Annotated in this window: 24 protein-coding genes; 7 read left to right on the top strand and 17 right to left on the bottom strand. The window is 58.3% G+C overall.

Annotated elements, in window-relative coordinates:
• Positions 1 to 46: 46 nt before the first annotated feature.
• Positions 47 to 2773, top strand: coding sequence for a two-component sensor histidine kinase BarA (gene barA / locus MKZ79_RS10910; protein WP_336142008.1), 2727 nt, complete (start codon positions 47 to 49; stop codon positions 2771 to 2773).
• Here barA and MKZ79_RS10905 read toward each other — a convergent pair whose 3' ends face one another.
• The 6 genes from MKZ79_RS10905 to MKZ79_RS10880 all read right to left on the bottom strand — a co-directional run bounded on the left by MKZ79_RS10905 (position 2774) and on the right by MKZ79_RS10880 (position 9724).
• The gene (locus MKZ79_RS10905; protein ID WP_336142006.1) at positions 2774 to 3913 is read right to left on the bottom strand and encodes a glycerate kinase; all 1140 of its coding nucleotides are present in this window, start codon (positions 3911 to 3913) and stop codon (positions 2774 to 2776) included.
• Between the two features lie 73 nt (positions 3914 to 3986).
• Complete coding sequence (gene garR, locus MKZ79_RS10900; protein ID WP_336142005.1) at positions 3987 to 4868, bottom strand: 2-hydroxy-3-oxopropionate reductase; 882 nt, start codon at positions 4866 to 4868, stop codon at positions 3987 to 3989.
• 21 nt (positions 4869 to 4889) lie between these two features.
• On the bottom strand, positions 4890 to 5660 hold the full coding sequence (gene garL, locus MKZ79_RS10895) for a 2-dehydro-3-deoxyglucarate aldolase (protein ID WP_336142003.1): 771 nt from the start codon (positions 5658 to 5660) through the stop codon (positions 4890 to 4892).
• Positions 5661 to 5680: 20 nt separating this feature from the next.
• Positions 5681 to 7012: a glucarate dehydratase gene (gene gudD / locus MKZ79_RS10890; protein WP_336142001.1), complete on the bottom strand. Its 1332-nt coding sequence runs from the start codon at positions 7010 to 7012 to the stop codon at positions 5681 to 5683.
• A 21-nt stretch (positions 7013 to 7033) separates the two neighbouring features.
• Positions 7034 to 8371, bottom strand: coding sequence for an enolase C-terminal domain-like protein (locus MKZ79_RS10885; protein ID WP_336141998.1), 1338 nt, complete (start codon positions 8369 to 8371; stop codon positions 7034 to 7036).
• A gap of 9 nt (positions 8372 to 8380) precedes the next feature.
• The gene (locus MKZ79_RS10880; protein ID WP_336141997.1) at positions 8381 to 9724 is read right to left on the bottom strand and encodes an MFS transporter; all 1344 of its coding nucleotides are present in this window, start codon (positions 9722 to 9724) and stop codon (positions 8381 to 8383) included.
• 497 nt (positions 9725 to 10221) lie between these two features.
• Here MKZ79_RS10880 and garD point away from each other — a divergent pair, with 497 nt between their 5' ends.
• Positions 10222 to 11781, top strand: a complete 1560-nt coding sequence (gene garD, locus MKZ79_RS10875) for a galactarate dehydratase (protein WP_336141994.1) — start codon at positions 10222 to 10224, stop codon at positions 11779 to 11781.
• A 39-nt stretch (positions 11782 to 11820) separates the two neighbouring features.
• Here the strand turns inward: garD and MKZ79_RS10870 are convergent, their stop codons facing one another.
• From MKZ79_RS10870 to syd, 4 genes are all read right to left on the bottom strand, one after another.
• Positions 11821 to 12270, bottom strand: a complete 450-nt coding sequence (locus MKZ79_RS10870) for a flavodoxin (protein WP_336141993.1) — start codon at positions 12268 to 12270, stop codon at positions 11821 to 11823.
• 16 nt (positions 12271 to 12286) lie between these two features.
• On the bottom strand, positions 12287 to 13057 hold the full coding sequence (truC, locus tag MKZ79_RS10865) for a tRNA pseudouridine(65) synthase TruC (protein ID WP_336141991.1): 771 nt from the start codon (positions 13055 to 13057) through the stop codon (positions 12287 to 12289).
• Positions 13057 to 13383: a YqcC family protein gene (locus tag MKZ79_RS10860; RefSeq protein ID WP_336141990.1), complete on the bottom strand. Its 327-nt coding sequence runs from the start codon at positions 13381 to 13383 to the stop codon at positions 13057 to 13059. Before MKZ79_RS10860 ends, truC begins: the two co-directional genes overlap by 1 nt.
• 566 nt (positions 13384 to 13949) lie before the next feature.
• Positions 13950 to 14501, bottom strand: coding sequence for a SecY-interacting protein (syd, locus tag MKZ79_RS10855; RefSeq protein WP_336141988.1), 552 nt, complete (start codon positions 14499 to 14501; stop codon positions 13950 to 13952).
• A gap of 125 nt (positions 14502 to 14626) precedes the next feature.
• Here syd and queF point away from each other — a divergent pair, with 125 nt between their 5' ends.
• The 3 genes from queF (at position 14627) to xni (ending at position 17798) form a co-directional block, all read left to right on the top strand.
• Positions 14627 to 15469 carry an NADPH-dependent 7-cyano-7-deazaguanine reductase QueF gene (gene queF, locus MKZ79_RS10850; protein ID WP_336141986.1) on the top strand — a complete coding sequence of 281 codons (843 nt, stop codon included), beginning with the start codon at positions 14627 to 14629 and terminating at the stop codon, positions 15467 to 15469.
• A gap of 177 nt (positions 15470 to 15646) precedes the next feature.
• Positions 15647 to 17005, top strand: coding sequence for a nucleotide 5'-monophosphate nucleosidase PpnN (gene ppnN, locus MKZ79_RS10845; RefSeq protein WP_336141984.1), 1359 nt, complete (start codon positions 15647 to 15649; stop codon positions 17003 to 17005).
• Between the two features lie 40 nt (positions 17006 to 17045).
• Positions 17046 to 17798, top strand: coding sequence for a flap endonuclease Xni (xni, locus tag MKZ79_RS10840; protein WP_336141981.1), 753 nt, complete (start codon positions 17046 to 17048; stop codon positions 17796 to 17798).
• Between the two features lie 36 nt (positions 17799 to 17834).
• Here xni and rlmM read toward each other — a convergent pair whose 3' ends face one another.
• The 4 genes from rlmM to MKZ79_RS10820 all read right to left on the bottom strand — a co-directional run bounded on the left by rlmM (position 17835) and on the right by MKZ79_RS10820 (position 20860).
• A complete protein-coding gene (rlmM, locus tag MKZ79_RS10835) occupies positions 17835 to 18935 on the bottom strand; it encodes a 23S rRNA (cytidine(2498)-2'-O)-methyltransferase RlmM (protein WP_336141979.1) in 1101 nt (366 codons plus the stop codon).
• Positions 18928 to 19323: a DUF423 domain-containing protein gene (locus MKZ79_RS10830; protein ID WP_336141977.1), complete on the bottom strand. Its 396-nt coding sequence runs from the start codon at positions 19321 to 19323 to the stop codon at positions 18928 to 18930. The genes rlmM and MKZ79_RS10830 overlap by 8 nt, the downstream gene beginning before the upstream one ends.
• A gap of 60 nt (positions 19324 to 19383) precedes the next feature.
• A complete protein-coding gene (locus MKZ79_RS10825) occupies positions 19384 to 20298 on the bottom strand; it encodes a transcriptional regulator GcvA (RefSeq protein ID WP_336141975.1) in 915 nt (304 codons plus the stop codon).
• A gap of 337 nt (positions 20299 to 20635) precedes the next feature.
• The gene (locus MKZ79_RS10820) at positions 20636 to 20860 is read right to left on the bottom strand and encodes a YgdI/YgdR family lipoprotein (protein ID WP_336141972.1); all 225 of its coding nucleotides are present in this window, start codon (positions 20858 to 20860) and stop codon (positions 20636 to 20638) included.
• A gap of 226 nt (positions 20861 to 21086) precedes the next feature.
• Here MKZ79_RS10820 and csdA point away from each other — a divergent pair, with 226 nt between their 5' ends.
• Together csdA and csdE are read left to right on the top strand one after the other, a co-directional pair.
• On the top strand, positions 21087 to 22292 hold the full coding sequence (gene csdA / locus MKZ79_RS10815) for a cysteine desulfurase CsdA (protein ID WP_336141971.1): 1206 nt from the start codon (positions 21087 to 21089) through the stop codon (positions 22290 to 22292).
• On the top strand, positions 22292 to 22738 hold the full coding sequence (gene csdE, locus MKZ79_RS10810) for a cysteine desulfurase sulfur acceptor subunit CsdE (RefSeq protein ID WP_336141968.1): 447 nt from the start codon (positions 22292 to 22294) through the stop codon (positions 22736 to 22738). The genes csdA and csdE overlap by 1 nt, the downstream gene beginning before the upstream one ends.
• A 29-nt stretch (positions 22739 to 22767) precedes the next feature.
• Here the strand turns inward: csdE and tcdA are convergent, their stop codons facing one another.
• The 3 genes from tcdA to MKZ79_RS10795 all read right to left on the bottom strand — a co-directional run.
• Positions 22768 to 23568, bottom strand: coding sequence for a tRNA cyclic N6-threonylcarbamoyladenosine(37) synthase TcdA (gene tcdA / locus MKZ79_RS10805; RefSeq protein ID WP_336141965.1), 801 nt, complete (start codon positions 23566 to 23568; stop codon positions 22768 to 22770).
• Positions 23569 to 23618: 50 nt separating this feature from the next.
• Positions 23619 to 24761, bottom strand: a complete 1143-nt coding sequence (gene mltA / locus MKZ79_RS10800; protein WP_336141962.1) for a murein transglycosylase A — start codon at positions 24759 to 24761, stop codon at positions 23619 to 23621.
• The coding region (locus MKZ79_RS10795; protein ID WP_336141960.1) for a hypothetical protein at positions 24758 to 24968 on the bottom strand (211 nt) is incomplete at its 5' end. The genes MKZ79_RS10795 and mltA, both read right to left, overlap by 4 nt.

Raw genomic sequence — 24968 nt, 5'->3', positions numbered from 1 at the left:
ACACCAGCATCAGGATTAATTCGACCGGCAGCGCCACAGGATAATTATGACCAAATACAGCCTGCGGGCACGAATGATGATCTTGATTCTGGCGCCCACGCTGATGATCGGGCTGCTGCTGAGCACCTTTTTTATCGTGCATCGCTATAACGAACTGCAGCGCCAGCTGGTGGACGCGGGCGTCAACATTATCGAGCCGCTGGCGGTGGCCAGCGAATACGGCCTGACCTTTCACAGCAAAGAGTCGGTGCGTCAGCTGGTCAGCCTGCTGCACCGGCGCCATTCCGATATCGTGCGCGCCATTACCGTTTTCGACGCGCAGAATCAGCTTTTCGTCACCTCCAACTACCGCGCCAGCGCCGACAAGCTGCGTATGCCCGCCGACGCCAGGCTACCCGCCACCTTCAGCTATCAACGCCTGGGCAATTCGGTGATCCTGCGCACGCCGATCCTGTCGGAGAGTTACTACCCGGATGAGTCACCGAATGAGGAGGCCAAGCCCAACGGCAATCCGCTCGGCTATGTCGCCATCGAGCTGGATCTGCAGTCGGTTCGCCTTCAGCAGTATAAAGAGGTGTTTGTCTCCACGCTGCTGCTGCTCTCCTGTCTCTGCCTGGCGATGCTGTTCGCCTATCGGCTGATGCGCGACGTGACCGGCCCGATCCGCGATATGGTCAACACCGTCGATCGCATTCGCCGCGGCCAGCTCGACAGCCGCGTCACCGGCCATATGCTGGGCGAACTCGATATGCTGAAGAACGGCATCAACTCGATGGCGATGTCGCTAACCGCCTATCACGAAGAGATGCAGCAGAATATCGATCAGGCAACTTCGGATCTGCGCGAAACCCTGGAGCAGATGGAGATTCAGAACGTCGAGCTGGATCTGGCCAAAAAGCGCGCGCAGGAAGCGGCAAGGATCAAATCGGAGTTTCTGGCCAATATGTCGCACGAGCTGCGCACGCCGCTTAACGGTGTAATCGGCTTTACCCGCCAGACGCTGAAGACGCCGCTGAATATTACCCAACGCGACTATCTGCATACCATTGAGCGCTCGGCCAATAATCTGCTGAGCATCATCAACGACGTACTCGATTTCTCTAAACTGGAAGCGGGTAAGCTGGTGCTGGAAACCATCCCGTTCCCGCTGCGCGCCACGCTGGACGAGGTCGTGGTGCTGCTGGCGCCCTCCGCCCATGAAAAAGGGCTGGAGCTGACGCTGAGCATTCAGCCCGACGTGCCGGACAACACTATCGGCGATCCGCTGCGGCTGCAGCAGATCGTCGTCAACCTGCTGGGCAACGCCATTAAGTTTACCGAGAGAGGCAATATCGACATTCGTATCGAAAAACGGTCGCTGAGCAACAACCGGGTCGATATTGAAGTACAGATCCACGATACCGGCATCGGCATCGCGGAAAAGCAGCAGTCGCAGCTGTTTCAGGCTTTCCGCCAGGCCGACGCCAGCATCTCCCGACGGCACGGCGGCACCGGCCTGGGCCTGGTGATCACCCAGAAGCTGGTCAACGAGATGGGCGGCGAAATCTCGTTTCACAGCAGGCTGAATCAGGGGTCGACCTTCTGGTTCCATATCAATCTGGCGCTCAACCCGAACGCCGCGCAGGATCCGCGCGCGATGGCCTGCTTACAGGGCAAAACGCTGGCGTATGTAGAAGCTAATCCGGCCGCCGCTCAGGCAACGCTGGATTTGCTGGCGACCACGCCGATGATCGTCAGCTACAGCGCGACGCTGGAAGGCCTGCCGCAGCAGCGCTACGACACGCTGCTGCTTGGGCTGCCGGTCAGCCGGGAGCCGTCTCGCCAGCTGCCCTGGCAAGCGATTCCGGCGCTGGAGCTGGCGGATAATGTGATTATGGCGCTGCCCTGCCAGCTGCAGACCTGGGCGGAGGAGCTAAAAGAGCGAGGCGTCAGCAGCTGTCTGCTGAAGCCGGTTTCGCTGTCGCGGCTGTTGCCCGCGCTGCTCGATCACCATACCCGCGAGAGTAACGATCGGTCAGGCCGCAAAAAGATGCCGCTGACGGTAATGGCCGTCGACGATAATCCGGCTAACCTGAAGCTGATCGGCGCCCTGCTGGAAGAACAGGTAGAGCGCGTGGTGCTGTGCGACAGCGCTATGGCGGCGATTCAGCAGGCGAAGACGCAGAGGCTGGATGTGATCCTGATGGATATTCAGATGCCGGAAATCGACGGTATTCGCGCCAGCGAACTGATTCGCGAGCTACCGGCGCACGCCTCAACGCCTATCGTCGCCGTCACGGCGCACGCGCTGGACGGCGAAAGAGGAGAGCTGATCAGAGCCGGGATGAACGACTATCTGGCCAAGCCGATTGATGAGGCCAGGCTGGAAACCCTGCTGGCGCACTATGTTCCGCAGCGCGCCAGCAAGCCGGCCACCGCGCCGGACGCGCTTTCCGCTTCGCTGGACTGGGATCTGGCGCTGCGTCAGGCGGCGAACAAGCCGGATCTGGCGCGCGAACTGCTGCAAATGCTGGTGGATTTTCTGCCCGAGGTGCAAAAGCAGGTGGAAAGCTATATGGCGGAAGAGAAGGTCAGCGAGCTGCGCGACATTATTCATAAACTGCACGGCAGCGCCAGCTATAGCGGCGTACCGCGCATGAAACAGCTGTGCCAGCAGCTGGAGCAAAGCCTGCGCGGCGGCCAGGCTATCGCTGACGTCGAGCCGGAGCTTTTCGAACTGCTGGACGAGATGCAGAACGTAGCGCGGCTGGCGCAGGCGAAGCTGGCCGAGTGATTACAGCTTCTGCCCCATCGCCAGCGTGGCGGCAATATTGCGCGCGGCCATACGGACGTTTTCCGCCGCGCCGGATAGCGCATCCTCCAGCGTGCAGATGCTGTAGATCACGCTAAAGACCGCGTCCAGACCGTGCTGGTGCACGATTCCCACGTCTTTGGTCAGGCTGCCGGCAATGCCGATCACCGGCTTGTTATAGCGTTTGGCGACTTTCGCCACGCCAATCGGCACCTTGCCGTGAATGGTCTGGCTGTCGATGCGACCTTCGCCGGTAATCACCAGCGCGGCGTCTTTCACCAGCTCGTCCAGGCCCAGCGCCTCGGTCACGATTTCAATGCCGCGCCGCAATTCCGCGCCGCAGAAAGCGTGCAGCGCGGCGCCCATTCCGCCCGCCGCGCCGCCGCCGGGAATCGACAGCACGTCGATATCCAGATCCCGTCGGATGATCTGCGCGTAGTGCGCCAGCGCCTTATCCAGCTGCTCTACCAGCTCCGGCGTGGCGCCCTTCTGCGGGCCAAACACGGCGGAAGCGCCCTCTTCGCCCAGCAGCGGATTGGTTACGTCGCAGGCGACCTCGAAGCGACACTCTTTGATGCGCGGATCGAGCCCATCGATATCTATGCTCGCCAGCGCGCTAAGGCTGCCGCCGCCAAATCCGATCTCATTCCCCTGGCTGTCCAGCAGCTTCGCCCCCAGCGCCTGCACCATACCCGCGCCGCCGTCATTGGTCGCGCTGCCGCCGATACCGATAATAAAGCGCTGTACGCCCTTATCCAGCGCGCTGCGGATCAGTTCGCCGGTGCCGTAAGAGGTGGTGATCAGCGGATCGCGCCGCGCGGCCGGCACCAGCTCCAGTCCGCTGGCCGCCGCCATTTCGATATAGGCGCAGCTGTCGTCACCGGAAAGCCCGTAGAATGCCTCCACTTCTTCACCCAGCGGGCCGGTGACGTTCAGACGCACGGTTTTGCCGCCCGTAGCCGCCACCATCGCCTCGACCGTGCCTTCGCCGCCGTCCGCGACGGGAAGTTTGACATAGTGAGCCTCAGGAAAAATCTCCCGGAATCCCTGCTCGATTTGCGTGGCAACCTGCTGAGCCGACAGGCTTTCTTTATATGAGTCCGGTGCGATTACTATTTTCATACCTTAATCCGTGCGCGGTTGAATTGGCCTGCGCCAGGGGCGTCCGGCTTAACGCGTTAAGCCGGACACGGAGCTATTTGATTTCCACTTTCGCCAGCTTCTCATAATAGCAAGCCAGCGCGCTGTGGTCGGCGGTGCCCAGGCCATCGGCCTTCAGCGCCTGCATCATCTCCATTACCGCCGCGGTCAGCGGCAGCTGCGCGCCCACGCCGTGCGAGGTATCCAGCGCGTTAGCCAAATCTTTAATATGCAGATCGATACGGAAGCCCGGTTTGAAGTTGCGGTTCATCACCATTGGCGCTTTGGCATCCAGTACCGTGCTGCCCGCCAGACCGCCGCGGATCGCCTGATAAACCAGCTCGGGATTAACGCCCGCTTTGGTGGCCAGCGTCAGCGCTTCCGACATGGCCGCGATATTCAGCGCCACGATCACCTGGTTAGCCAGCTTGGTAACGTTGCCCGCGCCGATTTCGCCGGTGTGCACCACGGAACCCGCCATCGCTTTCATGATGTCGTAGCATTTATCGAACAGCTCTTTGTCGCCGCCGACCATCACGGATAGCGTGCCATCGATAGCTTTAGGCTCGCCGCCGCTGACCGGCGCATCCAGCAGCGCAATGCCTTTTTTCGCCAGCTCTTCATGGATTTCGCGGCTCGCCAGCGGCGCGATGGAGCTCATATCGATGACGATGGTGCCCGCTTTCGCGCCCTCGATAACGCCGCCCTCGCCCAGCAGCACTTCTTTTACGTGCGGCGAGTTCGGCAGCATAGTGATAATGACGTCGCTCTGCTCCGCCACCGCTTTCGCCGAGTCGGCGGAGGTGGCGCCCTGGCTGACCAGCTCGGCCACGCTGTCGGCGTTATGATCGCGCACCACCAGCGAATAGCCCGCTTTGATTAAATTTTTGCTCATGGGCTTGCCCATGATACCCAGACCTATAAATCCGATTTTCATCTTTGTCTCCTGAACAGTGGGTTATTTTTTAAAGCGATCGCACAGAGCCTGCGTGGCGCCACGGAAAACGCCCAGATCGCTGCCTACCGCGACGAAACCTGCGCCCCATTCCAGATAGCGGCGCGCATCGGCTTCCACCGGCGCCAGAATGCCGCTCGGCTTGTTGGCCGCCTTCGCGCGTTCGAAAATATATTTGATGACCTTCAGCACTTCCGGATGCGCCGGCTGCCCCAGGTAGCCCAGCGCGGCAGAGAGATCGCCCGGCCCGACGAAAATGCCGTCCACGCCTTCCACCGCCGCGATGGCGTCGATGTTGTCCACGCCCTGCTGGGTTTCTATCTGCACCAGCACGGTGACGTTATCGTTGATAATGGTGTTGTACTGCGGCACGGTGCCGTACATGTTGCTGCGGTGAGAAACCGAAACGCCGCGAATGCCCATCGGCGGATAGCGCGTGGAGGCTACCGCGCGCACCGCTTCCTCTTCCGTTTCCACAAAGGGGATCAGGAAGTTGGAAAACCCGATATCAAGCAGGCGCTTGATAATCACCGGCTCGTTGGTCGGCGGCCTGACGACCGGCGCGCTGACGCTGCCTTTCAGCGCCATCAGCTGCGGAACAAAAGTCGTGATATCGTTCGGCGCATGTTCGCCATCCAGCACCAGCCAGTCGAAGCCTGCCAGCCCAAGCACTTCCGTGGTCAGCGGGTTAGCCAGCGCGCACCAGCTGCCGATTAGGGTTTCGCCCGCCAGCAGGCGCTGACGAAAACTGTTCGGCGTATTTACATAGCTCATCGGTTTCTCCAGAAATAGGGTTAGCGCACCAGGCAAGGGCGTTTGTTGTCAAAAGTCCAGTCCGGCACCAGGAACTGCATGGCCTGCGCGTCGTCGCGCGCGCCCAGACCGTGTTTTTGGTAGAGCTCGTGCGCTTTCATTACGCGATCCATATCCAGCTCCACGCCCAGGCCCGGCTTGTCAGGCACCTGCACCATGCCGCCCTTGATCTGCAGCGGCTGCTGCGTCAGGCGCTGATTGCCTTCCTGCCAGATCCAGTGAGTGTCGATAGCGGTGATTTTGCCCGGCGCCGCCGCGGCCACGTGAGTGAACATTGCCAGCGAGACGTCAAAGTGGTTATTGGAGTGAGAACCCCACGTCAGGCCGAAGTCATGGCACATCTGCGCCACGCGCACGGAACCCTGCATTGTCCAGAAGTGCGGGTCCGCCAGCGGAATATCGACGGACTGCAAGGAGAGCGTGTGTCCCATCTGCCGCCAGTCGGTGGCGATCATATTGGTGGCGGTCGGCATGCCCGTGGCACGACGGAATTCAGCCATTACCTCGCGGCCGGAATAGCCCTGTTCGGCGCCGCACGGATCTTCCGCGTAGGCCAGCACCTCTTTTAACTGTTTGCCCAGCGTTATCGCCTCATTCAGCGACCAGGCGCCGTTAGGATCGAGCGTGATGCGGGCTTCAGGGAAACGCTTCGCCAGCGCGGTCACCGCTTCGGCCTCTTCGCTGCCCGCCAGTACGCCGCCCTTGAGCTTAAAGTCGTTGAAGCCATATTTTTCGTAAGCCGCCTCAGCCAGCCGCACCACCGCTTCCGGCGTCAGCGCCTCTTCGTGGCGCAGGCGATACCAGTCACAGCTGTCGTCAGGCTGACTCTGGTAAGGCAGCGTGGTTTTACGGCGGTCGCCGACGTAAAAGAGGTAGCCCAGCATTTCGACCCGATCGCGCTGCTGCCCGTCGCCCAGCAGCGAGGCGACGTTGACGCCCAGATGCTGACCCAGCAGATCCAACAGCGCCGCTTCAATACCGGTCACTACGTGAATAGTGGTGCGCAGATCGAAAGTCTGATTGCCGCGGCCGCTCGCATCACGATCGGCAAAGGTATTGCGCACATGGCTCAGCAAATTTTTATATTCGCCGAGGGTGTGGCCAATCAGCAGCGCCGCCGCTTCCTCCAGCGTCTTACGAATTTTTTCGCCGCCGGGAATTTCGCCTACGCCCGTATGCCCGGAGTTGTCTTTGATAATAACGATATTGCGGGTAAAGAAAGGCGCATGCGCGCCGCTAAGGTTCAGCAGCATACTGTCATGGCCCGCGACCGGGATAACCTGCATTTCTGTTATCAGTGGCGTGTTACTCATCACTTATTCCTTCTGTAGAGTTCAGCGTCCAAAAGCCGGGCGCTTGCGATCGAATGTCCAGCCGGGGATCAGATACTGCATAGCGGCGGCATCGTTGCGTGCGCCGCCAGGCAGCGTTTTATAGAGCGCATGGGCTTTCTCGATTTGCGCCCAGTCCAACTCCACGCCCAGCCCCGGCGCGTCCGGTACGGCGATTTTGCCCTGGCGGATCTGCAGCGGCTGTTTGGTCAGGCGCTGATCGCCTTCCTGCCAGATCCAGTGGGTGTCGATGGCCGTCGGCTTGCCCGGCGCGGCGGCGCCAACGTGAGTAAACATCGCCAGCGAAATATCGAAGTGGTTATTGGAGTGACAGCCCCAGGTCAGTCCCCACTCGTCGCAAAGCTGGGCCACGCGCACCGCGCCGCTCAGCGTCCAGAAATGCGGATCGGCCAGCGGGATATCGACGGCGTTCAGCATCACCGCGTGATTCATTTCGCGCCAGTTGGTGGCGATCATATTGGTCGCTACCGGCAATCCGGTGGCGCGGCGGAACTCCGCCATCACTTCACGCCCGGAGTAACCTTGCTCCGCGCCGCAGGGATCTTCGGCGTAGGTCAGAATGCCCTGCATATCCTTGCAGAGCGCGATAGCCTCATCCAGCAGCCAGGCGCCGTTGGGATCGACGGTGATGCGCGCCTCGGGAAAGCGCTTTTTCATCGCCTTCACCGCCTCGATTTCCTGCTCGCCAGGCAATACGCCGCCCTTCAGCTTGAAATCTTTAAAACCATATTTATCCTGTGCGGCCTCCGCCAGCCGAACCACAGACGCGCTGTCCATCGCCTTTTGATGGCGCAGCCGGTACCAGTCGTGCGTGGCGTTCTCGCCGGTGAGATAGGGCAGATCGGTTTTCTCGCTATCGCCGATATAGAAGAGATAGCCCAGCACCGTGACTTCATCACGCTGTTTGCCCGGCCCCAGCAGCTCCGCTACCGGCACGTTGAGGCACTGGCCCAGCAGATCCAGCAGCGCGGCCTCCAGTGCCGCCACCGCGTTCACCCGCAGTTCAAACGTCCAGGCGCCTTTACCAAAGGTGTCGAAATCGGCGGTCTGATTACCTTTGTGCACTTCCTGCACCAGGCTGTTCATGCGCGCCACTTCACGACCTTTCACCAGCGGCACCGCCGCCAGCAGCGTCTGCAGAATGGTTTCGCCGCCGGGCGCTTCGCCCACGCCGGTGTGGCCGGCGCTGTCGGTCAGCACCACGATGTTGCGGGTAAAGTAAGCGCCATGCGCGCCACCGATATTCAGCAACATGCTGTCATGCCCGGCGACCGGAATGACTTTCATATCGGTAATTAACGGGCTGCTTTGCGTGGTCATAGATCGTCCTTACAGAGATTTCAGTTCGATACGCTTGATGTCGCGCACCAGCACCAGATAGCTCATTACCGCCACAAAAGCGTGGATACAGACGTAAATCAGCGCGCCGTTATAAGAGCCGGTAGTGGCGATGATGTAGCCGATGACCACTGGCGTCACAATCCCGGAGATATTGCCGAACATATTGAACAGGCCGCCGCTGAGGCCGCTGATCTCTTTCGGCGCGGTATCCGCCATCACCGCCCAGCCGAGCGCGCCGATGCCTTTACCGAAGAAGGCCAGCGCCATAAAGAACACCACTACCCATTCAGTTTCGACGTAGTTGCACACCACCATAGTGATCGAAAGCAACATTCCCAGCACAATAGGCGTCTTACGAGCGATATTCAGCGAGCCGGTTTTGCGCATCAGCCAGTCGGAGATAATGCCGCCCAGCACGCCGCCCAGAAAACCGCAGATAGCGGGAATCGAAGCGACCATCCCGGCTTTCAGAATGGACATGCCGCGCGCCTGCACCAGATAAACCGGGAACCAGGTGATAAAGAAGTAGGTCAGCGCGTTGATGCAGTACTGGCCCAGATAGATACCGATCATCATTCTGGAAGTGATCAGCTGTTTGATTTGATGCCTTTTCTCTGCCCAGGTGACTTTCTTCTCGGCTTTTTTGGCATCCATATTGATCAGCGCGCCGCCCTGCTCCATATACTCCAGTTCAGCTTTGTTGACGCCGGGATGGTCGTTGGGATCGTGGATAACTTTTAGCCAGATAAAGCTGATGATGATGCCCAAACCGCCCATAAACCAGAACACGTGCGCCCAGCCAACCTCCGAAGTCAGCCAGCCCATAATCGGTGCGAAGATAACCGTGGCGAAATATTGCGCGGAGTTAAAGATAGCGACGGCGGTACCGCGCTCCTGAGCGGGGAACCAGGCGGCGACGATGCGGCTATTGCCCGGAAAAGAGGGCGCTTCCGCCAGGCCGACCAGGAATCTGAGCATAAACAGCGTAACGATGATGCTGAAGCCGCTGAGCAGATCGACAAAGCCCTGCAGCAGCGTAAACAGCGACCAGAGGAAGATGCTCCAGAAATAGACGCGTTTTGAACCAAATCTGTCCAGCAGCCAGCCGCCGGGGATTTGGCCAATCACATAAGCCCAGGAGAAGGCGGAGAAGATATAGCCCAGACCCACAGGATCCAGCCCGATCTCTTTCGACATGGCGGAACCGGCGATGGCAATCGTGGCGCGGTCGCCATAGTTGAACGAGGTGACAATAAATAACATCACCACTATCCAGTAACGAGCATTAGTTCTTTTTTGCACGGCGCTCGCGGTACTGCTGATTGAATTCATGATGCACTCCTGAAATATAGCGGTCAGGCAAACTCACTCTGGACTGCATACACATCGCGTTGGGTATCAGAATGATGTCAGGTTAAACACAGCGATTAAGTGGCAGAATAATCACAACGTTCATAACGCTCGTCCCGTTTGTAAAAAAGTATAGGGAGGCTAAAACAGGAAAGCATCGTGCGGATGCACCATTAAATTGGGGTGATAACGGTAATGTTATGGCATTCGCTCAATCCGCTGCGCAGTGGCTCACGGAATGCGGCGGTTATGCGGCGGCGGTCACATTCCCTTTTCCTTTGTGAGCCTTCTCACTCTCGCCTGTCGATTTGCCAGAAAATCCACCTGATGTTACGGCAGCATGTCGGACATCTGCATAATGTTTTCCCGTTCTGGCCTCCCTATACTGTCCCACAGCAGAATAATTTCATCCTGAAACGCTTTTCTCCCACCTTTTTAAAATAAAAAGCCGATTCATTTATCTCAGGACTTGTCGAGCAATGAACATTTCCAGAAACGATCCACCGCTTTATATAAAGGTGCATGAGAATGATAATGTCGCCATCGTCGTTAATAATAATGGATTAACGGCTGGCACAACTTTTCCATGCGGGTTGCAATTAAAAGAGCATGTTCCACAGGGTCATAAAGTCGCTTTAAAAGATATTGCCCAGGGCGGCGATATCGTTCGCTACGGCGAAGTTATCGGCTATGCGGTACGGGATATCGTGCGCGGCGGCTGGATTGACGAGTCGCTGGTGGTACTGCCGGAAGCGCCGGAGCTGGCCAGCCTGCCGTTGGCCAGCAACGTGCCGCCAGCGCTGCCGCCGCTCGAAGGTTATACCTTTGAAGGCTACCGCAACGCTGACGGCAGCGTCGGCACGCGCAATCTGCTGGGCATTACCACCAGCGTGCATTGCGTGGCGGGCGTGGTCGACTACGTGGTGCAGATTATCGAGCGCGAGCTGCTGCCGAAATATCCCAATGTCGACGGTGTCGTGGCGCTGAATCATCTTTACGGCTGCGGCGTGGCGATTAACGCGCCTGCCGCAGTGGTGCCGATCCGTACCATTCATAACCTGGCGCTGAACGCTAACTTCGGCGGCGAGGTGATGGTGGTGAGTCTGGGCTGCGAAAAGCTGCAGCCGGAACGTCTGCTGGAAGGCACGCCCGACGTCCAGGCGATCTCGCTTGGCGACGAGGACGTGGTGAGGTTGCAGGATGAGAAGCATGTCGGTTTCGAGTCTATGGTGCAGGATATTCTGCAGGTCGCCGAGCGCCATCTGCAGCGACTTAACCAGCGTCAACGTGAAACGGTGCCGGCGGCGGAGCTGATTGTCGGTATGCAGTGCGGCGGCAGCGACGCCTTTTCCGGCGTGACCGCCAATCCAGCCGTCGGTTTCGCTTCTGACCTGCTGGTGCGCTGCGGCGCGACGGTGATGTTTTCAGAGGTGACGGAAGTGCGCGACGCGGTTCATCTGCTGACGCCGCGCGTGGTGAATAAAGAAGTAGGCCAGCGGCTGCTGGAAGAGATGGCCTGGTATGATGACTACCTTAATATGGGTAAAACCGATCGTAGCGCCAATCCTTCGCCCGGCAATAAAAAAGGCGGGCTGGCCAACGTGGTTGAGAAAGCATTGGGCTCTATCGCCAAATCGGGACGCAGCGCCATCGTCGAAGTGCTTTCGCCGGGCCAGCGTCCGACCAAACGCGGACTGATTTACGCCGCCACGCCGGCCAGCGATTTTGTCTGCGGCACGCAGCAGATGGCATCGGGTATCACGCTGCAGGTGTTTACCACAGGACGCGGCACGCCTTACGGCCTGGCGGCTATTCCGGTGATCAAAATGGCGACGCGCAATGCGCTGGCCGACAGATGGCACGATCTGATGGATATCAATGCGGGCACCATCGCCACCGGCGAAGAGACAATTGAGCAGGTAGGCTGGCGGCTGTTTGAACTGATTCTGGATATTGCCAGCGGCAGAAAGCAGACGTGGTCCGATCGCTGGGGCATTCGCAACGCGCTGGCGGTGTTTAATCCGGCGCCGGTGACCTGAATTTCCGGGCCTTCTCCTTCTGGCGAAGGCCCATTCCTCTTAATCCAGCAGCGTCAGCCAGTGCTCAACCCACGGCGAAGAAACCTCTTCCGGCTCCGGGTTTTCGTTGGCGTCGATCGTTAATACGTCGCCGATTCGCTTTGCCTTGTGCTCCTGCAGCAGCGCGTCAAACTTTTTGCCTGCGCCGCAGAAATCATCATAGTTGCTGTCGCCCAGCGCGATAATGCCGTAGCGCAAACCGGGTTGATGGCCCAGCTTGTCTTTGATGCCATAAAACAGCGGCGCGATATTGTCAGGAAGATCGCCCTGCGCTGTGGTTGAGGTAATCACCAGCGCCACGCCGTCGGCATAGCGTTGCCACTGCTCCAGCGTCGGATCTTCGAAAATTTCCACCTGATGTCCGGCAGCCGTAAGCAAAGGCTCCGCCTCTTCCGCTACCAGCAGCGCGTTACCGTAAACCGTTCCTACAAAAATGCCTGTCTGCGCCATGCTTTTCTCCTGCCGCTTATTCCGAGACGCTATCCTGCAGGCTGGAAGCCGCAAACTCAACCCCGGCGAGCGCGTCCTGCCAGCCAAATTGCGTTATCGTTTCCTGCCAGACCCGATCCAGGCCCGCACGCAGCCGCAACGGCTCGCCCGTTACCGGATGCGTCAAACAGAGTTCGCTGGCATGCAGCATCAGCCGATTGATACCAAAATGCTGAAGCGCGCTGCGATTTTGTCGCAGATCGCCATGCGCGCTGTCGCCGATAATCGGATGCCGCAGATGTGACATATGACGCCTGAGCTGGTGCTTGCGGCCGGTCTGCGGCTGCAGCTCCATCAACGTGTAGCGCGAGGTATCGTAGCGGCTGACCGGCACCGGCAGCTCCGCTTTCGCCAGCGCGCGCCAGTGGGTTACCGCAGGCTGTGGCGCTTTGTCCGCCTCGCTGAACTTGTCGGCGATCTTGTCCAGCTCTTCGCTTAAGGCGTAATCCAGCGTCGCTTCGCCATCCAGCCAGCCTCTGACCACGGCGTGATAGGTTTTTTGCAGCTGATGCTGTTCAAACTGCTGTGAGAGCAGCCGTCCGACCTCGCTGGAGAGTCCCATCAGCAGCACGCCCGAAGTGGGACGATCAAGCCGATGAACGGTGAACACGTGCTGCCCAATCTGGTCACGCACGGTTTGCATCACGAAAACGCTCTCATGCCTGTCCAGCCAGCTGCGGTGCACCAGCCAGCCGGAAGGTTTGTTAACCGCGACCAGCCATTCGTCCTGATAGATAATCTCCAGCATCAGACGTCATGCTCGAACAGCTGGTCGAGCTGGTTCAGAACGTGCAGCAGATGGGCGCGACCGGGAATAGCGCCTTCCAGCGCCATCTCGTAATAGGGCGCGATGGTCAGTTTCACCGGCAGCACGGCCTGGGCATCCAGCAGCGCCTGCATCCGGGGTAAAAATACCCACTGCAGCCACTGAACCGGCATCATGGTATCAACGCAAAAAGGCTCGGTGCTTTCAAAAGCTTCGGCGTTTGGCGCGCAGCTCTGCCAAAGCCCCGCATCGTGCAGCGCCTGCTCAATGGCCTGCAGACGGTCGCGAATTTCGAGTTCCCTGCTCATCCGGGCTCTCCTGTTCAGGTTTAAAGGGCCGCAAGCATAGCATTACCGCCAGCCACCCGATAAGTATGGACGAAAAAAAGGGAGCACTGTAAAAACAGTGCTCCCGGTTCGTTCGCAGCTATCCCGCTACTTTTGTTGCTCCCTGCTCATCCCTGATAACTTTTCCCTGAAGTTTTCCCTACAAACTCACCATCAATGGCGATGTCCCTGAGCATCCTGGCCTACCGCACTCCGGCTGTAGCTTTCTCCGTCCTGGAGGTGTCCCTGTTTCTCGATCCTGAGATATCCTGCGCCAGCCTGAAGCCCTTATCCAGGTTTCTTCAGATGCCGCCTGACTTATTCCTTAAGTCACCTTCCGTTGTGGCAGGTTTAAGTTTGCCTTAACAGCGCCAGCAAACAATAGGGTAAAAGAGTTTTTTTGACCCTGTGCAGGTTTTACTTAAAACTGCGAATAACAACATTATGATTTATTTTACTTTTGCTCAGATAACCTGACTCTTTTCCTAAGATTAAAAAGCGATCTCTTACAGACTCTGTAAGAGATATCTCACACGGAAGCGCTCTTTTTACCTTTCAGTATCAATAACATGAGAAACAAGAAATTGTTCCAGCGTGGCAGCCAGCACCTTACGCCCTTTCGCGCCGAGTTTCTCCAGAATCACTTCTCCGGTCAAATTGCACACCGACACGATCTCAAGTTCAGATTGGGTGGTGGCAATAAAGAGCGTAGGCGACTGTTTAAGGCGGCGCTGCATAACCAGATGCCCGATCAAATTCTCCTGCACTCGCTCAAAATCCTCCTCGCTCCATACCTGCAGCAAGGTACAGGGCTGGCCGTCGATCCGCACGTGCATATCGCCGGCAAACTGCGTGGTGTACCAGGCGACTACGGCAGGCTGTATCCGTATATCCAGCGCGCGCTCAATGTTTTCCAGGTTTTTCGCCAGGGTAAAAGGCTGCGGCAGCCAGCGAACCTCTTCGCCAGTGGTTTGCTGCACGCAGGGCGAAGGAATACCGTAAAGTTCGCTGCTGGCGGGCGGATGACCGCACGCTTCGATCCAGCTATCGCAATAGCGGCGAGTAAAATCGACCAGGGCACGGGCAGTTTCATCAATCATTCTTTTTTCACTCTCTGATGCCTGAGTTACACTAAGGCTATCTATTTTCAGTTACGTTGACCGGCCGGTGCCGGTCACGGACGATTGACCACTTAGCCTGTAAAAACAGGCGATAAGGGAATGCAATGTCTTCAGATACACATCAGGCGCTGAGCGGCCTGACGCTGGGAAAACCCACAGAATATCATGACCAGTATCAGCCTTCTCTGCTGCAGGCCGTGCCGAGAAGCATGAACCGCGAGCCGCTGGGGCTTTATCCCGACAGCCTGCCTTTCCACGGCGCCGATCTCTGGACGCTGTATGAGCTCTCCTGGCTCAACGCCAAAGGGTTGCCGCAGGTGGCGATTGGCGAAGTCAGCCTGGACGCCCGCAGCGTCAATCTGATCGAATCGAAAAGCTTTAAGCTCTATCTTAACAGTTTCAATCAAACCCGGTTCGCCGACTGGGGAGAAGTTCGCGCCACGCTGGAGCGCGATCTCAGCGCCTGCGCGCAGGGTGAAGTTAGCGTAGCGCTGTTCCGCGTGCAGGAGATCGAGGGCCAGCCAATCGGTCATTTCAGCGGCACCTGTATTGATGAACAGGATATTGAAATCGACAGCTACACGTTCAGCACTGATTATCTGCAGCAGGCTACGCAGGCGGAAATCGTGGAAGAGCAGCTGGTCAGCCATCTGCTGAAGTCCAACTGTCTGATCACCAATCAGCCGGACTGGGGCTCGGTGCAGATCAGCTATCGCGGCCCTCGTATCCAGCGGGAAGCGCTGCTGCGCTATCTGGTTTCGTTTCGCCACCACAATGAGTTCCACGAGCAGTGCGTAGAGCGCATTTTCAACGATATCCTGCGCTTCTGTCAGCCGGAAAGTCTGAGCGTCTACGCACGCTACACGCGTCGCGGCGGCCTGGATATTAATCCGTGGCGCAGCAACGGCGCGTTCAAACCCGGCCTGTCGCGGCTGGCGCGCCAGTAAAGTTTGCGCGCCGTCGCGCATAACCGCACGATAACGTTGATAACAGTTCAGGAAGAAGGCTAATCTGAAGCGGGCATCGGGTGCCCGGGAACACTTTTTCTCCGTCACCGCCGCCGTTTACCCGGCGCGCTTTTGACGGAGAGCGACCAACGCCCGGACGGGTGTAAAGGAGTTAACTTGATCACACATATCAGCCCACTGGGCTCCATGGATCTGCTGTCTCAGCTGGAAGTCGATATGCTGAAGCGTACCGCCAGCAGCGACCTTTACCAACTCTTTCGCAACTGTTCCCTTGCCGTGCTGAACTCCGGCAGCCAGACCGACAGCAGTCACGAACTACTGTCCCGTTTTGAAAACTTCGATATTAACGTGCTGCGGCGCGAGCGCGGCGTCAAGCTGGAGCTAATCAATCCTCCTGAAGAGGCTTTTGTCGACGGCCGCATTATCCGCTCGCTGCAGGCGAACCTGTTTGCCGTACTGCGCGATATTCTGTTCGTTAACGGCCAGTTCGACAGCGGCTTCCAGCAGCAGGATGTGGATGACTCGGTGCGCGTCACCAACCTGGTCTTCTCTATTTTGCGTAACGCCAGAGCGCTGCATGTCGGCGAGCTGCCGAACACGGTGGTGTGCTGGGGCGGCCATTCCATTAACGCCGTCGAATATCAATACTGCCGCAATGTAGGCTCACAGCTGGGCCTGCGCGAGCTAAATATCTGTACCGGCTGCGGCCCTGGCGTAATGGAAGCGCCAATGAAGGGCGCCGCCGTCGGCCACGCGCAGCAGCGCTACAAAGAGAGCCGCTTTATCGGTCTGACCGAGCCTTCCATCATCGCCGCCGAGCCGCCGAACCCGCTGGTCAACGAGCTGATTATCATGCCGGATATCGAAAAGCGTCTGGAGGCCTTCGTGCGCATCGCCCACGGCATTATTATTTTCCCTGGCGGCGTGGGCACGGCGGAAGAGCTGCTTTATCTGCTTGGCATCCTGATGAATCCGCACAACCAGCATCAGGTGCTGCCGCTGATTCTGACCGGGCCAAAAGAGAGCGCCGACTATTTCCGCGTGCTGGACGAATTTATTGTCAGCACGCTGGGCGAAGCCGCGCGTCAGCACTACACCATCATTATCGACGACGCGGCGGAAGTGGCGCGCCTGATGAAAAACGCGATGCCGAAGGTCAAAGAGCATCGCCGTGAAACGGGCGACGCCTATAGCTTTAACTGGTCGATACGCATCGCGCCGGATTTACAGGTGCCGTTTATGCCGACTCACGAAAACATGGCCAACCTTAATCTCTATCCTGACCAGCCTGCGGAGCAGCTGGCGGCTTCGCTGCGCCGCGCCTTCTCCGGTATTGTTGCGGGCAACGTCAAGGAACCGGGGATCAAAGCCATTAAGGAAAGAGGCCCTTATAAGATTCACGGCGATGCAGAGATCATGCGCCGCATGGACGATTTGTTACAGGGATTTGTTGCCCAGCACCGCATGAAGCTGCCGGGAACGGCCTACATCCCCTGCTACGAAATCATTAAATAACCCTCAGCAGAGCGGCAGCCGTGCCGCTCAGTATCCAGCTATGACTATTCATTTATTGATTATCGATGCGCTGAATTTGATTCGCCGCATTCATGCCGTGCAGGATTCGCCCTGCCAGGAAACCTGTCTTCACGCTGTGCAGCAGCTGATCCTGCACAGCAAACCGAGCCACGCGGTGGCGGTGTTCGACGACGATGAGCGCCACGAAGGCTGGCGCCATCAGCTGCTGCCGGACTATAAAGCCGGACGCGCCCCAATGCCCGATACGCTAAAAAACGAAATGCCGCAGATCCGCGCTGCCTTTGCGGCGGCAGGCGTAGCCTGTTGGCAAGCGCCGGGCGAAGAGGCGGACGATCTGGCCGCCACGCTGGCGAGCAAGGTGGCCAACAGCGGCCATCAGGCAACCATAGTCTCAACCGACAAAGGCTACTGCCAGCTGCTGGCGCCAGCTATTCAGATTCGCGACTATTTTCAGAAGCGCTGGCTGGATCTGCCGTTTATTGAAAAGGAGTTTGGCGTGGCGCCCGCGCAGCTAACGGATTACTGGGGTCTGGCGGGCATCAGCAGCAGCAAAATCCCGGGCGTAGCGGGCATTGGCGCGAAAAGCGCCGCGGAACTGCTGAACACCTATGGTTCGCTGGCGGCAATTTATGAACGTTTGCCGGAAGTGGCGGACAAGTGGCGCAAAAAGCTGGAGCAGCAGCGAGAGATGGCGCATATCTGCCGGGAAGTGGCGACGCTGAAAACCGATTTGCAGCTGGCAGGCAATCTGAAAGAGCTGCGCCTGCCGTAAAAAAACCGCCGACCCAGGCCAGCGGTTACGTCAGCTTTAGCGCTCGTCGCGACGGCCTGGCGTGGCGCTCCAGATACGGCGGATATGCACCGTAACCTCTTCACGGTCGTGATAGAGCTGTCGGGCCTGAATCTGCGCGTTGATGCCGTTGGCCTTCAGCTTCTCGTCAATCATCGCCAGGTTTTGCGACACCTCTTCATAGCGCTTTTTCATCGGCAGCTTGAGGTTGAAAATGGCTTCGCGGCACCAGCCGTTTACCAGCCAGTCCGCCATCAGGTTAGCCACGCGCACCGGTTTTTCCACCATATCGCATACCAGCCAGTAGATGTTGCTGCGCGTTGGGCGATATTTAAATCCATCTTCACGATGGTGAAACACCTGGCCGGTATCCATCAGGCTCGGCGCCATCGGGCCATTATCAATAGCGTGTACCATCATGCTGCGTTTCACCAGCTGATAAGTCCAGCCGCCGGGACAGGCGCCCAGATCCACCGCATACATGCCGCTGCCCAGGCGTTCGTCCCACTCGTCGGCGGGAATAAAGACGTGAAACGCCTCTTCCAGCTTCAGCGTTGAACGGCTTGGCGCATCGGCGGGAAACTTCAGGCGCGGGATGCCCATAAAGAATGGCGAGTTGTTCTGCGGCAGCGAGTAGCCGACGTAGCAGAAGCCCGGCGCAATAAAAAAGACATGGACTACGGGACGCTTGTTGCTTTCATAATTCAGCAGCACGCCCGCAGAGCGCAGGCTGGCGCGCAGCGGCACGGTAAATTTCCGGCAGAACTTCAGCAGCTCTTTGCTCTCGTTGGTGTCCGGTACTTCGACCCGTAGCTCGCCGCCCTTTTCCACTACGCCGCTCAGCATCCCGGTGACCGGCGTAACGCGATCCTCCTGCGGCAGATCTCGCAGCAGCTCGCCTACCACAATCATCTGGCGCGCGAAAATCAGCTCGCTAAACGGCAGCTCGCGCAGCAGCTTTTCCGCGTCTTCTGGCTGGTAGCACTCAAACAGCACGTAAGCGGAATCTTCTTTCACACGCGCAAAGCCGAACACCTCTCTGGCCGCCGCTTTGGCGGTGATCTCCGCCGCACACTCTTTCTCAAAGCCCTGACGGCAGTAGAGTAAAATTTTATTCATGGCGTTCTGCCCTTTTCTTCAGACGCAGCGCGCCAATCAACATTAAAACCCAGCCGATCAGGAAGCAAAAGCCGCCCACCGGCGTAACATAAACCCACAGCTTAAGATGGGAAAGCGCCAGACAGTAAAGGCTGCCGCTGAAAAGCACAATGCCCAGCGCCAGCAGCGCGCTGCTCCAGTAGAACCAGATGTTCGCCCTGCTGCGCATCATCGCCGCCAGTCCCAGGATCGCCAGCGTGTGAAAACCCTGGTATTCCAGGCCGGTTTTCAGCCAGGCCATCTCGCCCGGCCCCAGCGACTTACTTAATACGTGGGCGCCAAACGCGCCCAGCATGACAAAAACAAACCCGCTGATGGCCGTAAAAATCAGCATTGCACGACTCGACATTCTTATCATCCTCTGAGACAACACACGCCGCCGCCCTGGCCACGCATGGATAAATAGGGATCAGCTTTCGTAGCGAAAGCGAAACTTTTCCTGCTCGCTGGCCGCTTTCGCCAGGATCCACTGACGAAAGGCGGCTATTTTACCCAGTTCTGCCTGACTGTCATGACAAACCAGATAAAAAGCGTTTTTACTTACCAGCACATCGTTAAACGGACAGGCAAGCCTGCCGGCTTCAATTTCTGTTTGCGCCATGACGTTGTTCGCCAGCGCCACGCCCTGACCGTGAATCGCAGCCTGCAGCACCATCGCGCTGTGGCTGAAAATCGGGCCGTGCTGTACGTTGATATTCACGCCCAGCTGACGCGTATAGGTTTGCCAGTCGCGGCGGGAGGCGTCATGCAGCAGCGTAAAGCGCGCCAGATCGGCGGGCGTTTTCAGGGGATTATCGCCGGTCAGCAGCAGCGGCGAGCAGACGGGCAGCAGGTATTCCGCGTAGAGTTTCTCTACCCGCAGTCCCGGCCAGTTGCCGCGACCATAGAATATCGCCACGTCGACATCGTCCGCCAGCTTCTCTTCCTCGCGGTCGACGGCCTGAATGCGCACATCAATTCCCGGATAAGCTGAGTTAAAGCTGGAAAGACGCGGCACCAGCCATTGAATAGCGAAGCTGGGCAGCAGACTGACGGTCAGCGCGCCCTTCGCGCTGCGTGCCTGCAGCTTGCGGGTAGCGTCGTTCAGCGCGGTGAAGATTTCTTTGATATCCAGATAGTAGCTCTGCCCTTCCTCCGTCAACAGCAAAGAGCGATTGCGCCGCCGGAACAGCTTGAGCCCCAGAAAATCCTCCAGCGACTTTATCTGGTGGCTGACCGCCGCCTGGGTGACGAAGAGCTCTTCGGCCGCTCGGGTAAAGCTGAGGTGTCGCGCAGCGGCGTCAAAAACACGCAGGGCGTTTAAAGGAGGAAGACGTTTCGACATGATTACCGGCTACATAGTGATGGCTGCAGACATAAGGCTACTGACGCAGCTTTACGTATTAGTTTTTGTTATCCGAGCCATTATAATTTGTCCGTTGAGGATGCACCAGCAAATACCTATAGTTGCCGCACTTCCTGAGCCGGAACGAAAAGCAGTTTGAAATTAAAGCGATTGCGCGGAGTTTCAGAAGGCTTTTGGCTTGTGGTCGTGATGTTGTGTTTGCAATTGATCTGCCTTTTGCAGATTGGGTAGCCTGGCTACCGCTTTTAGATTTACCCTGTCTGTCCATAGAGATTTAGTAGCACCGCAAACTGCGGTGCTTTTTTTTGCCTGTGGCTTACTGGCCCATTTCAACCATTTCTTTCACGTCGGAACGGTTAATCTGTTGTTTATTGCCGTTAGCGTCTTTGTAGCTGATCATGCCGGTATCGTCATCCACGACTGGCTTGCCGTCGGCAACGATAGTGCGGCCGTCATTGGTATGCATCACATAGTTGCTTGAGCACGCAGCCAGGGTAAACGTCATGGCGCAGGCGGCCATAATAGCAGCAAATTTTTTCATCTTTATATCTCCTTGCAGATAGTAATGCGATAAACCACCCGCAGTGCGCGACCCCACGACCAAAAGCGGGTAAATTGCCTGTCGCAGAGAGGCTTATTTGCGGGTAATAGTTTAAACCTTGCATAAATCAGAATAACCTGCTTTTCAGACATTGCCAAGAAAGCGCCAGTAATTCAGTTGGCTTCGGCAAAAACAGCATCAATTCACCCTTTGTTCCGAGGAGAGCATGAGCGCATTTTCCCCCGTTGAGTTTCGGCAGCAGTTTCCCGCGCTGGCCGAATCCGGCATCTACCTTGACAGCGCCGCTACCACGTTAAAACCCGCTGCGGTTATTGCAGCCTCCGAGGCGTTCTATCGCCTGGGCGCCGGTACCGTCCATCGCAGCCAGTTCGCCGCCGCGCGCGAGCTGACCGACCGCTATGAAAGCGCCCGCGGCCAGGTGGCGCAGCTGCTGAACGCGCCGCTCGCCACCGATATCGTCTGGACAAAAGGCACGACGGAAGCGATTAACCTGGTGGCTCAGGGCTATTTTCGCCCGCGCCTGCAGCCCGGCGACGAAATCATCGTCAGCGAAGCGGAGCACCACGCTAACCTGGTTCCCTGGCTGATGGTGGCGGAACAGACCGGCGCGAAGGTAGTGAAATGGCCGATCGGCGACAAGCTGCTGCCGGAAACGGCGATGCTGGAAACGCTGCTTAACGCTCGTACCCGCGTGCTGGCGCTGGGCCAGATGTCCAATGTCACCGGCGGCTGTCCGGATTTGGGTAAAGCGATTGAACTGGCGCACCGGGCCGGGGCGAAAGTGATGGTGGACGGCGCGCAGGGCATCGCGCATACGCCGCCGGACGTCACGGCGCTGGATATCGATTTCTACGCCTTCTCCGCCCATAAACTTTACGGGCCAATGGGAACCGGCGTGCTGTATGGCAAAACGGCGCTGCTGGAGGAGATGCAGCCGTGGCAGGGCGGCGGCAAGATGCTGACTTCGGTCAGCTTTGCAGGCTTTACGCCGCAGGCGGTGCCGTGGCGTTTCGAGGCCGGCACGCCTAACGTGGCGGGCGTAATCGGCCTCAGCGCCGCGCTAAGCTGGCTGGCGTCGCTGGATATGGCGGCGGCGGAGAGCTGGAGCCGCGGACTGGCCGACGTGGCGGAAGAGCGGCTGGCTGCCCTGCCCGGCTTTCGCAGCCTGCGCGCCAGCGGCTCCAGCCTGCTTGCTTTCGATATCGCGGGCGTTCACCACAGCGATATCGTGACGCTGCTGGCGGAAAGCGGCATCGCGCTACGCGCCGGTCAGCACTGCGCTCAGCCTTTATTGCAGGCGCTCGGCCTTAGCGGCACGCTGCGCGCCTCTTTTGCGCCCTATAATACGCTTAACGATGTTGAAGCGCTGGTCAGCGCCATGACCACCGCTCTGGAACTTTTGGCAGATTAATGATGACGACTTTACCGGCTCCACATCCTTTCGGCACGCTGATTACTGCCGACAGCCTGAAACAAACCTTCTCCGCTTTTACGCAGTGGGAAGAGCGCTATCGCCAGCTGATTTTGCTGGGCAAGCAGCTGCCCGCGCTGGCGGACGAGCTGAAAACGGCGGAGATTGAGCTGAGCGGCTGTGAAAACCGCGTCTGGCTGGGTCACCGGCAACAGCCGGACGGTCGCCTGCATTTTTACGGCGACAGCGAAGGCCGCATCGTGCGAGGACTGCTGGCGGTGCTGCTGGTTAGCGTGGAAGGAAAATTGCCCGAAGAGGTTTTACAAAGCGATCCGCTGGCGCTGTTTGACGATCTCGGCCTGCGCGACCAGCTGAGCGCCTCGCGCAGCGCCGGGTTAACGGCGCTGGCGGAAGCGGTAGTAAAAGCGGCAAGCGCGGCAGGCTAAGCATGTCCGGGCAACAGCGGAATGCGGCGTCAGGCGCGCGCCGCTTTCGCCATCATTTTCTTCAGCACGTGAGAAACGGCAACAAAGCCGAAGGTAGCGGTGACCATCGTCGCCGCGCCGAAACCGGAAGCGCAATCCATCCGCTTCGGCCCTTCCGCCGTACTGCGCGAAGCGCAGACGGAACCATCCGGCTGCGGATAGACCAGCGCCTCGGTTGAGAAAACGCAGTCGATACCCAGCTTGCCCTTGCTGTTCTTCACGATATTGAAATCGCTTTTCAGCCGTTCGCGCAGCTTTGCCGCCAGCGGATCCTGAATAGTTTTCGCCAGATCCGCCACCTGGATTTGGGTAGGATCGATCTGACCGCCCGCGCCGCCGGTAGTCACCAGCGGGATCTTGTTGCGACGGCACCAGGCCAGCAGCGCTGCCTTTGGCCGTACGCTGTCGATAGCGTCGATAACATAAGTAAAGCCGCCGCTCATCAGCTCAGCGGTGTTGTCAGCGGTAATGAAATCGTCCACGCAGGTCACTTTGCATTCCGGATTGATAGCCAGAAGACGCTGCGCCATCACCTCGGTTTTCGCCTGGCCTATGGTGTTTTTCAGCGCGTGGATCTGCCGGTTGGTATTGGTGACGCAGACGTCGTCCATATCGATCAGCGTGATCGCGCCAATGCCGGTACGCGCCAGCGCCTCGGCCGCCCAGGAGCCGACGCCGCCAATGCCTACTACGCAGACATGCGCGTCGGCAAACAGCTGCAGAGCAGACTGACCATATAAACGTGCCGTGCCGCCAAAGCGCTGCAGCCAGGCGTCGGAAAGAGCCGTCATGATTTACCTCGGAATTCAGAAAACGGGCCGGTCGCGCCGGCCCGCAGGCATTATCGGCTAACCAGCGTCGCCCCGCCGTTGCCATTTTGTGCCATAGAGAACGGCGAAACGCCGGCGCCCGGCGCCGCTTTCAGCACCCAGACGCGGCCGTAGTGATTGTACCAGCCTGCCATATGGCCAGCCTGCTCGCCAATGCCCTGATAGATGTCGAAATGCTGGCCTTTAATTGCGCCGCCCACGTCCAGCGCCACCATAACGCGCATCTCATATTTACCGTTGAATTTGCCTTTATCGTTCAGCAGCGGCACTTCCGCCAGCAGGACGGTGCCGGGCGGGATCAGCGAGCGATCGGCGGCGACGGAAGCTTTAGCGATCAGCGGCACCGCGCTCGCGCCACGCACCGGCGCGAACTCTTCCGGCTTGAAGAAGACAAAGGAAGGATTCTGCTCCAGCAGTTCGCGCACCTCGGCCGGGCTATGATTTTCGCCCCACTCGCGGATAGCCTGCATCGACATATCTTCGCGCTTCACCTCGCCCCGATCGATCAGCACCTTGCCGATGCTGCGGTAAGGATGCCCGTTTTTGCCGCCGTAGCCAAAGAACATCAGCGGGCGACCATCGCCGTAGTCGACATAGCCGCTGCCCTGCACGTCCATAATAAAGTTATCCATCAGCGAGTTGCTGTAACCGATAACGTAACGCTCGTCCAGGCCGCCGCTGTAGATCTCCGCCCGCGTTGGCAAACGGCGCTTGCCGCGTGGCGGCATACGATATAAAGGATACTGAAACTCGCCCTGGCGAGTGTAGCGGGCATGGATAACCGGCGTGTAATAACCGGTGAACTGCACGTTGCCGTAGTTGTCGGTGCCTTCCATCTGCCAGGCATTCAGGCCGAACTGACGCAGCTGGCGCGTATCGCCGCCCGCCATCAGCCAGCTCTTCAGCGCGTCGTAGGTCGACAGCTGGCGCGAAAACATCGCGGGCGAGGCGGACTGGATCTCCGACACCTGGTCGGCGAAATCTTTGCCGTTGACCGGTCGCCCTTTGGCGTTAGGTTGATTAACAAGCCCCAGCGGCTGCTGCAGCTTGCCGTCTTTATACTGCTGACCGCGATCGGTAGGTTTAGAGGAACATCCCGCAAGCAGGGCAATCAGCGCCCCGGTAACCATATACTTCGCCCAACGTCCTTTCATTGCTCTCTACCTCTGTGCGGAATTGCAGGCCGAAGATAGCAAAGCGTCTTACAGATTAAAACGGCCCGGCAAAAAAGAAGCGCCATTTTTGCACAACAATGCAACAAGCGGTCGAGAAAATAAGCAGAAAGGCCGATTTCAGGCGGCAATTTGCAAAAAGGGGTTGCAACAAAATCATCGGAGAGTATAGTGCGCATCCACGGACGC

The organism is Erwinia sp. CGal63, from assembly GCF_037026505.1.
Taxonomy (GTDB): Bacteria; Pseudomonadota; Gammaproteobacteria; order Enterobacterales; family Enterobacteriaceae; genus Erwinia.
The sequence above is the reverse complement of the archived record's forward strand: the minus strand, read 5'-3'. Positions and strand labels throughout refer to the sequence as shown.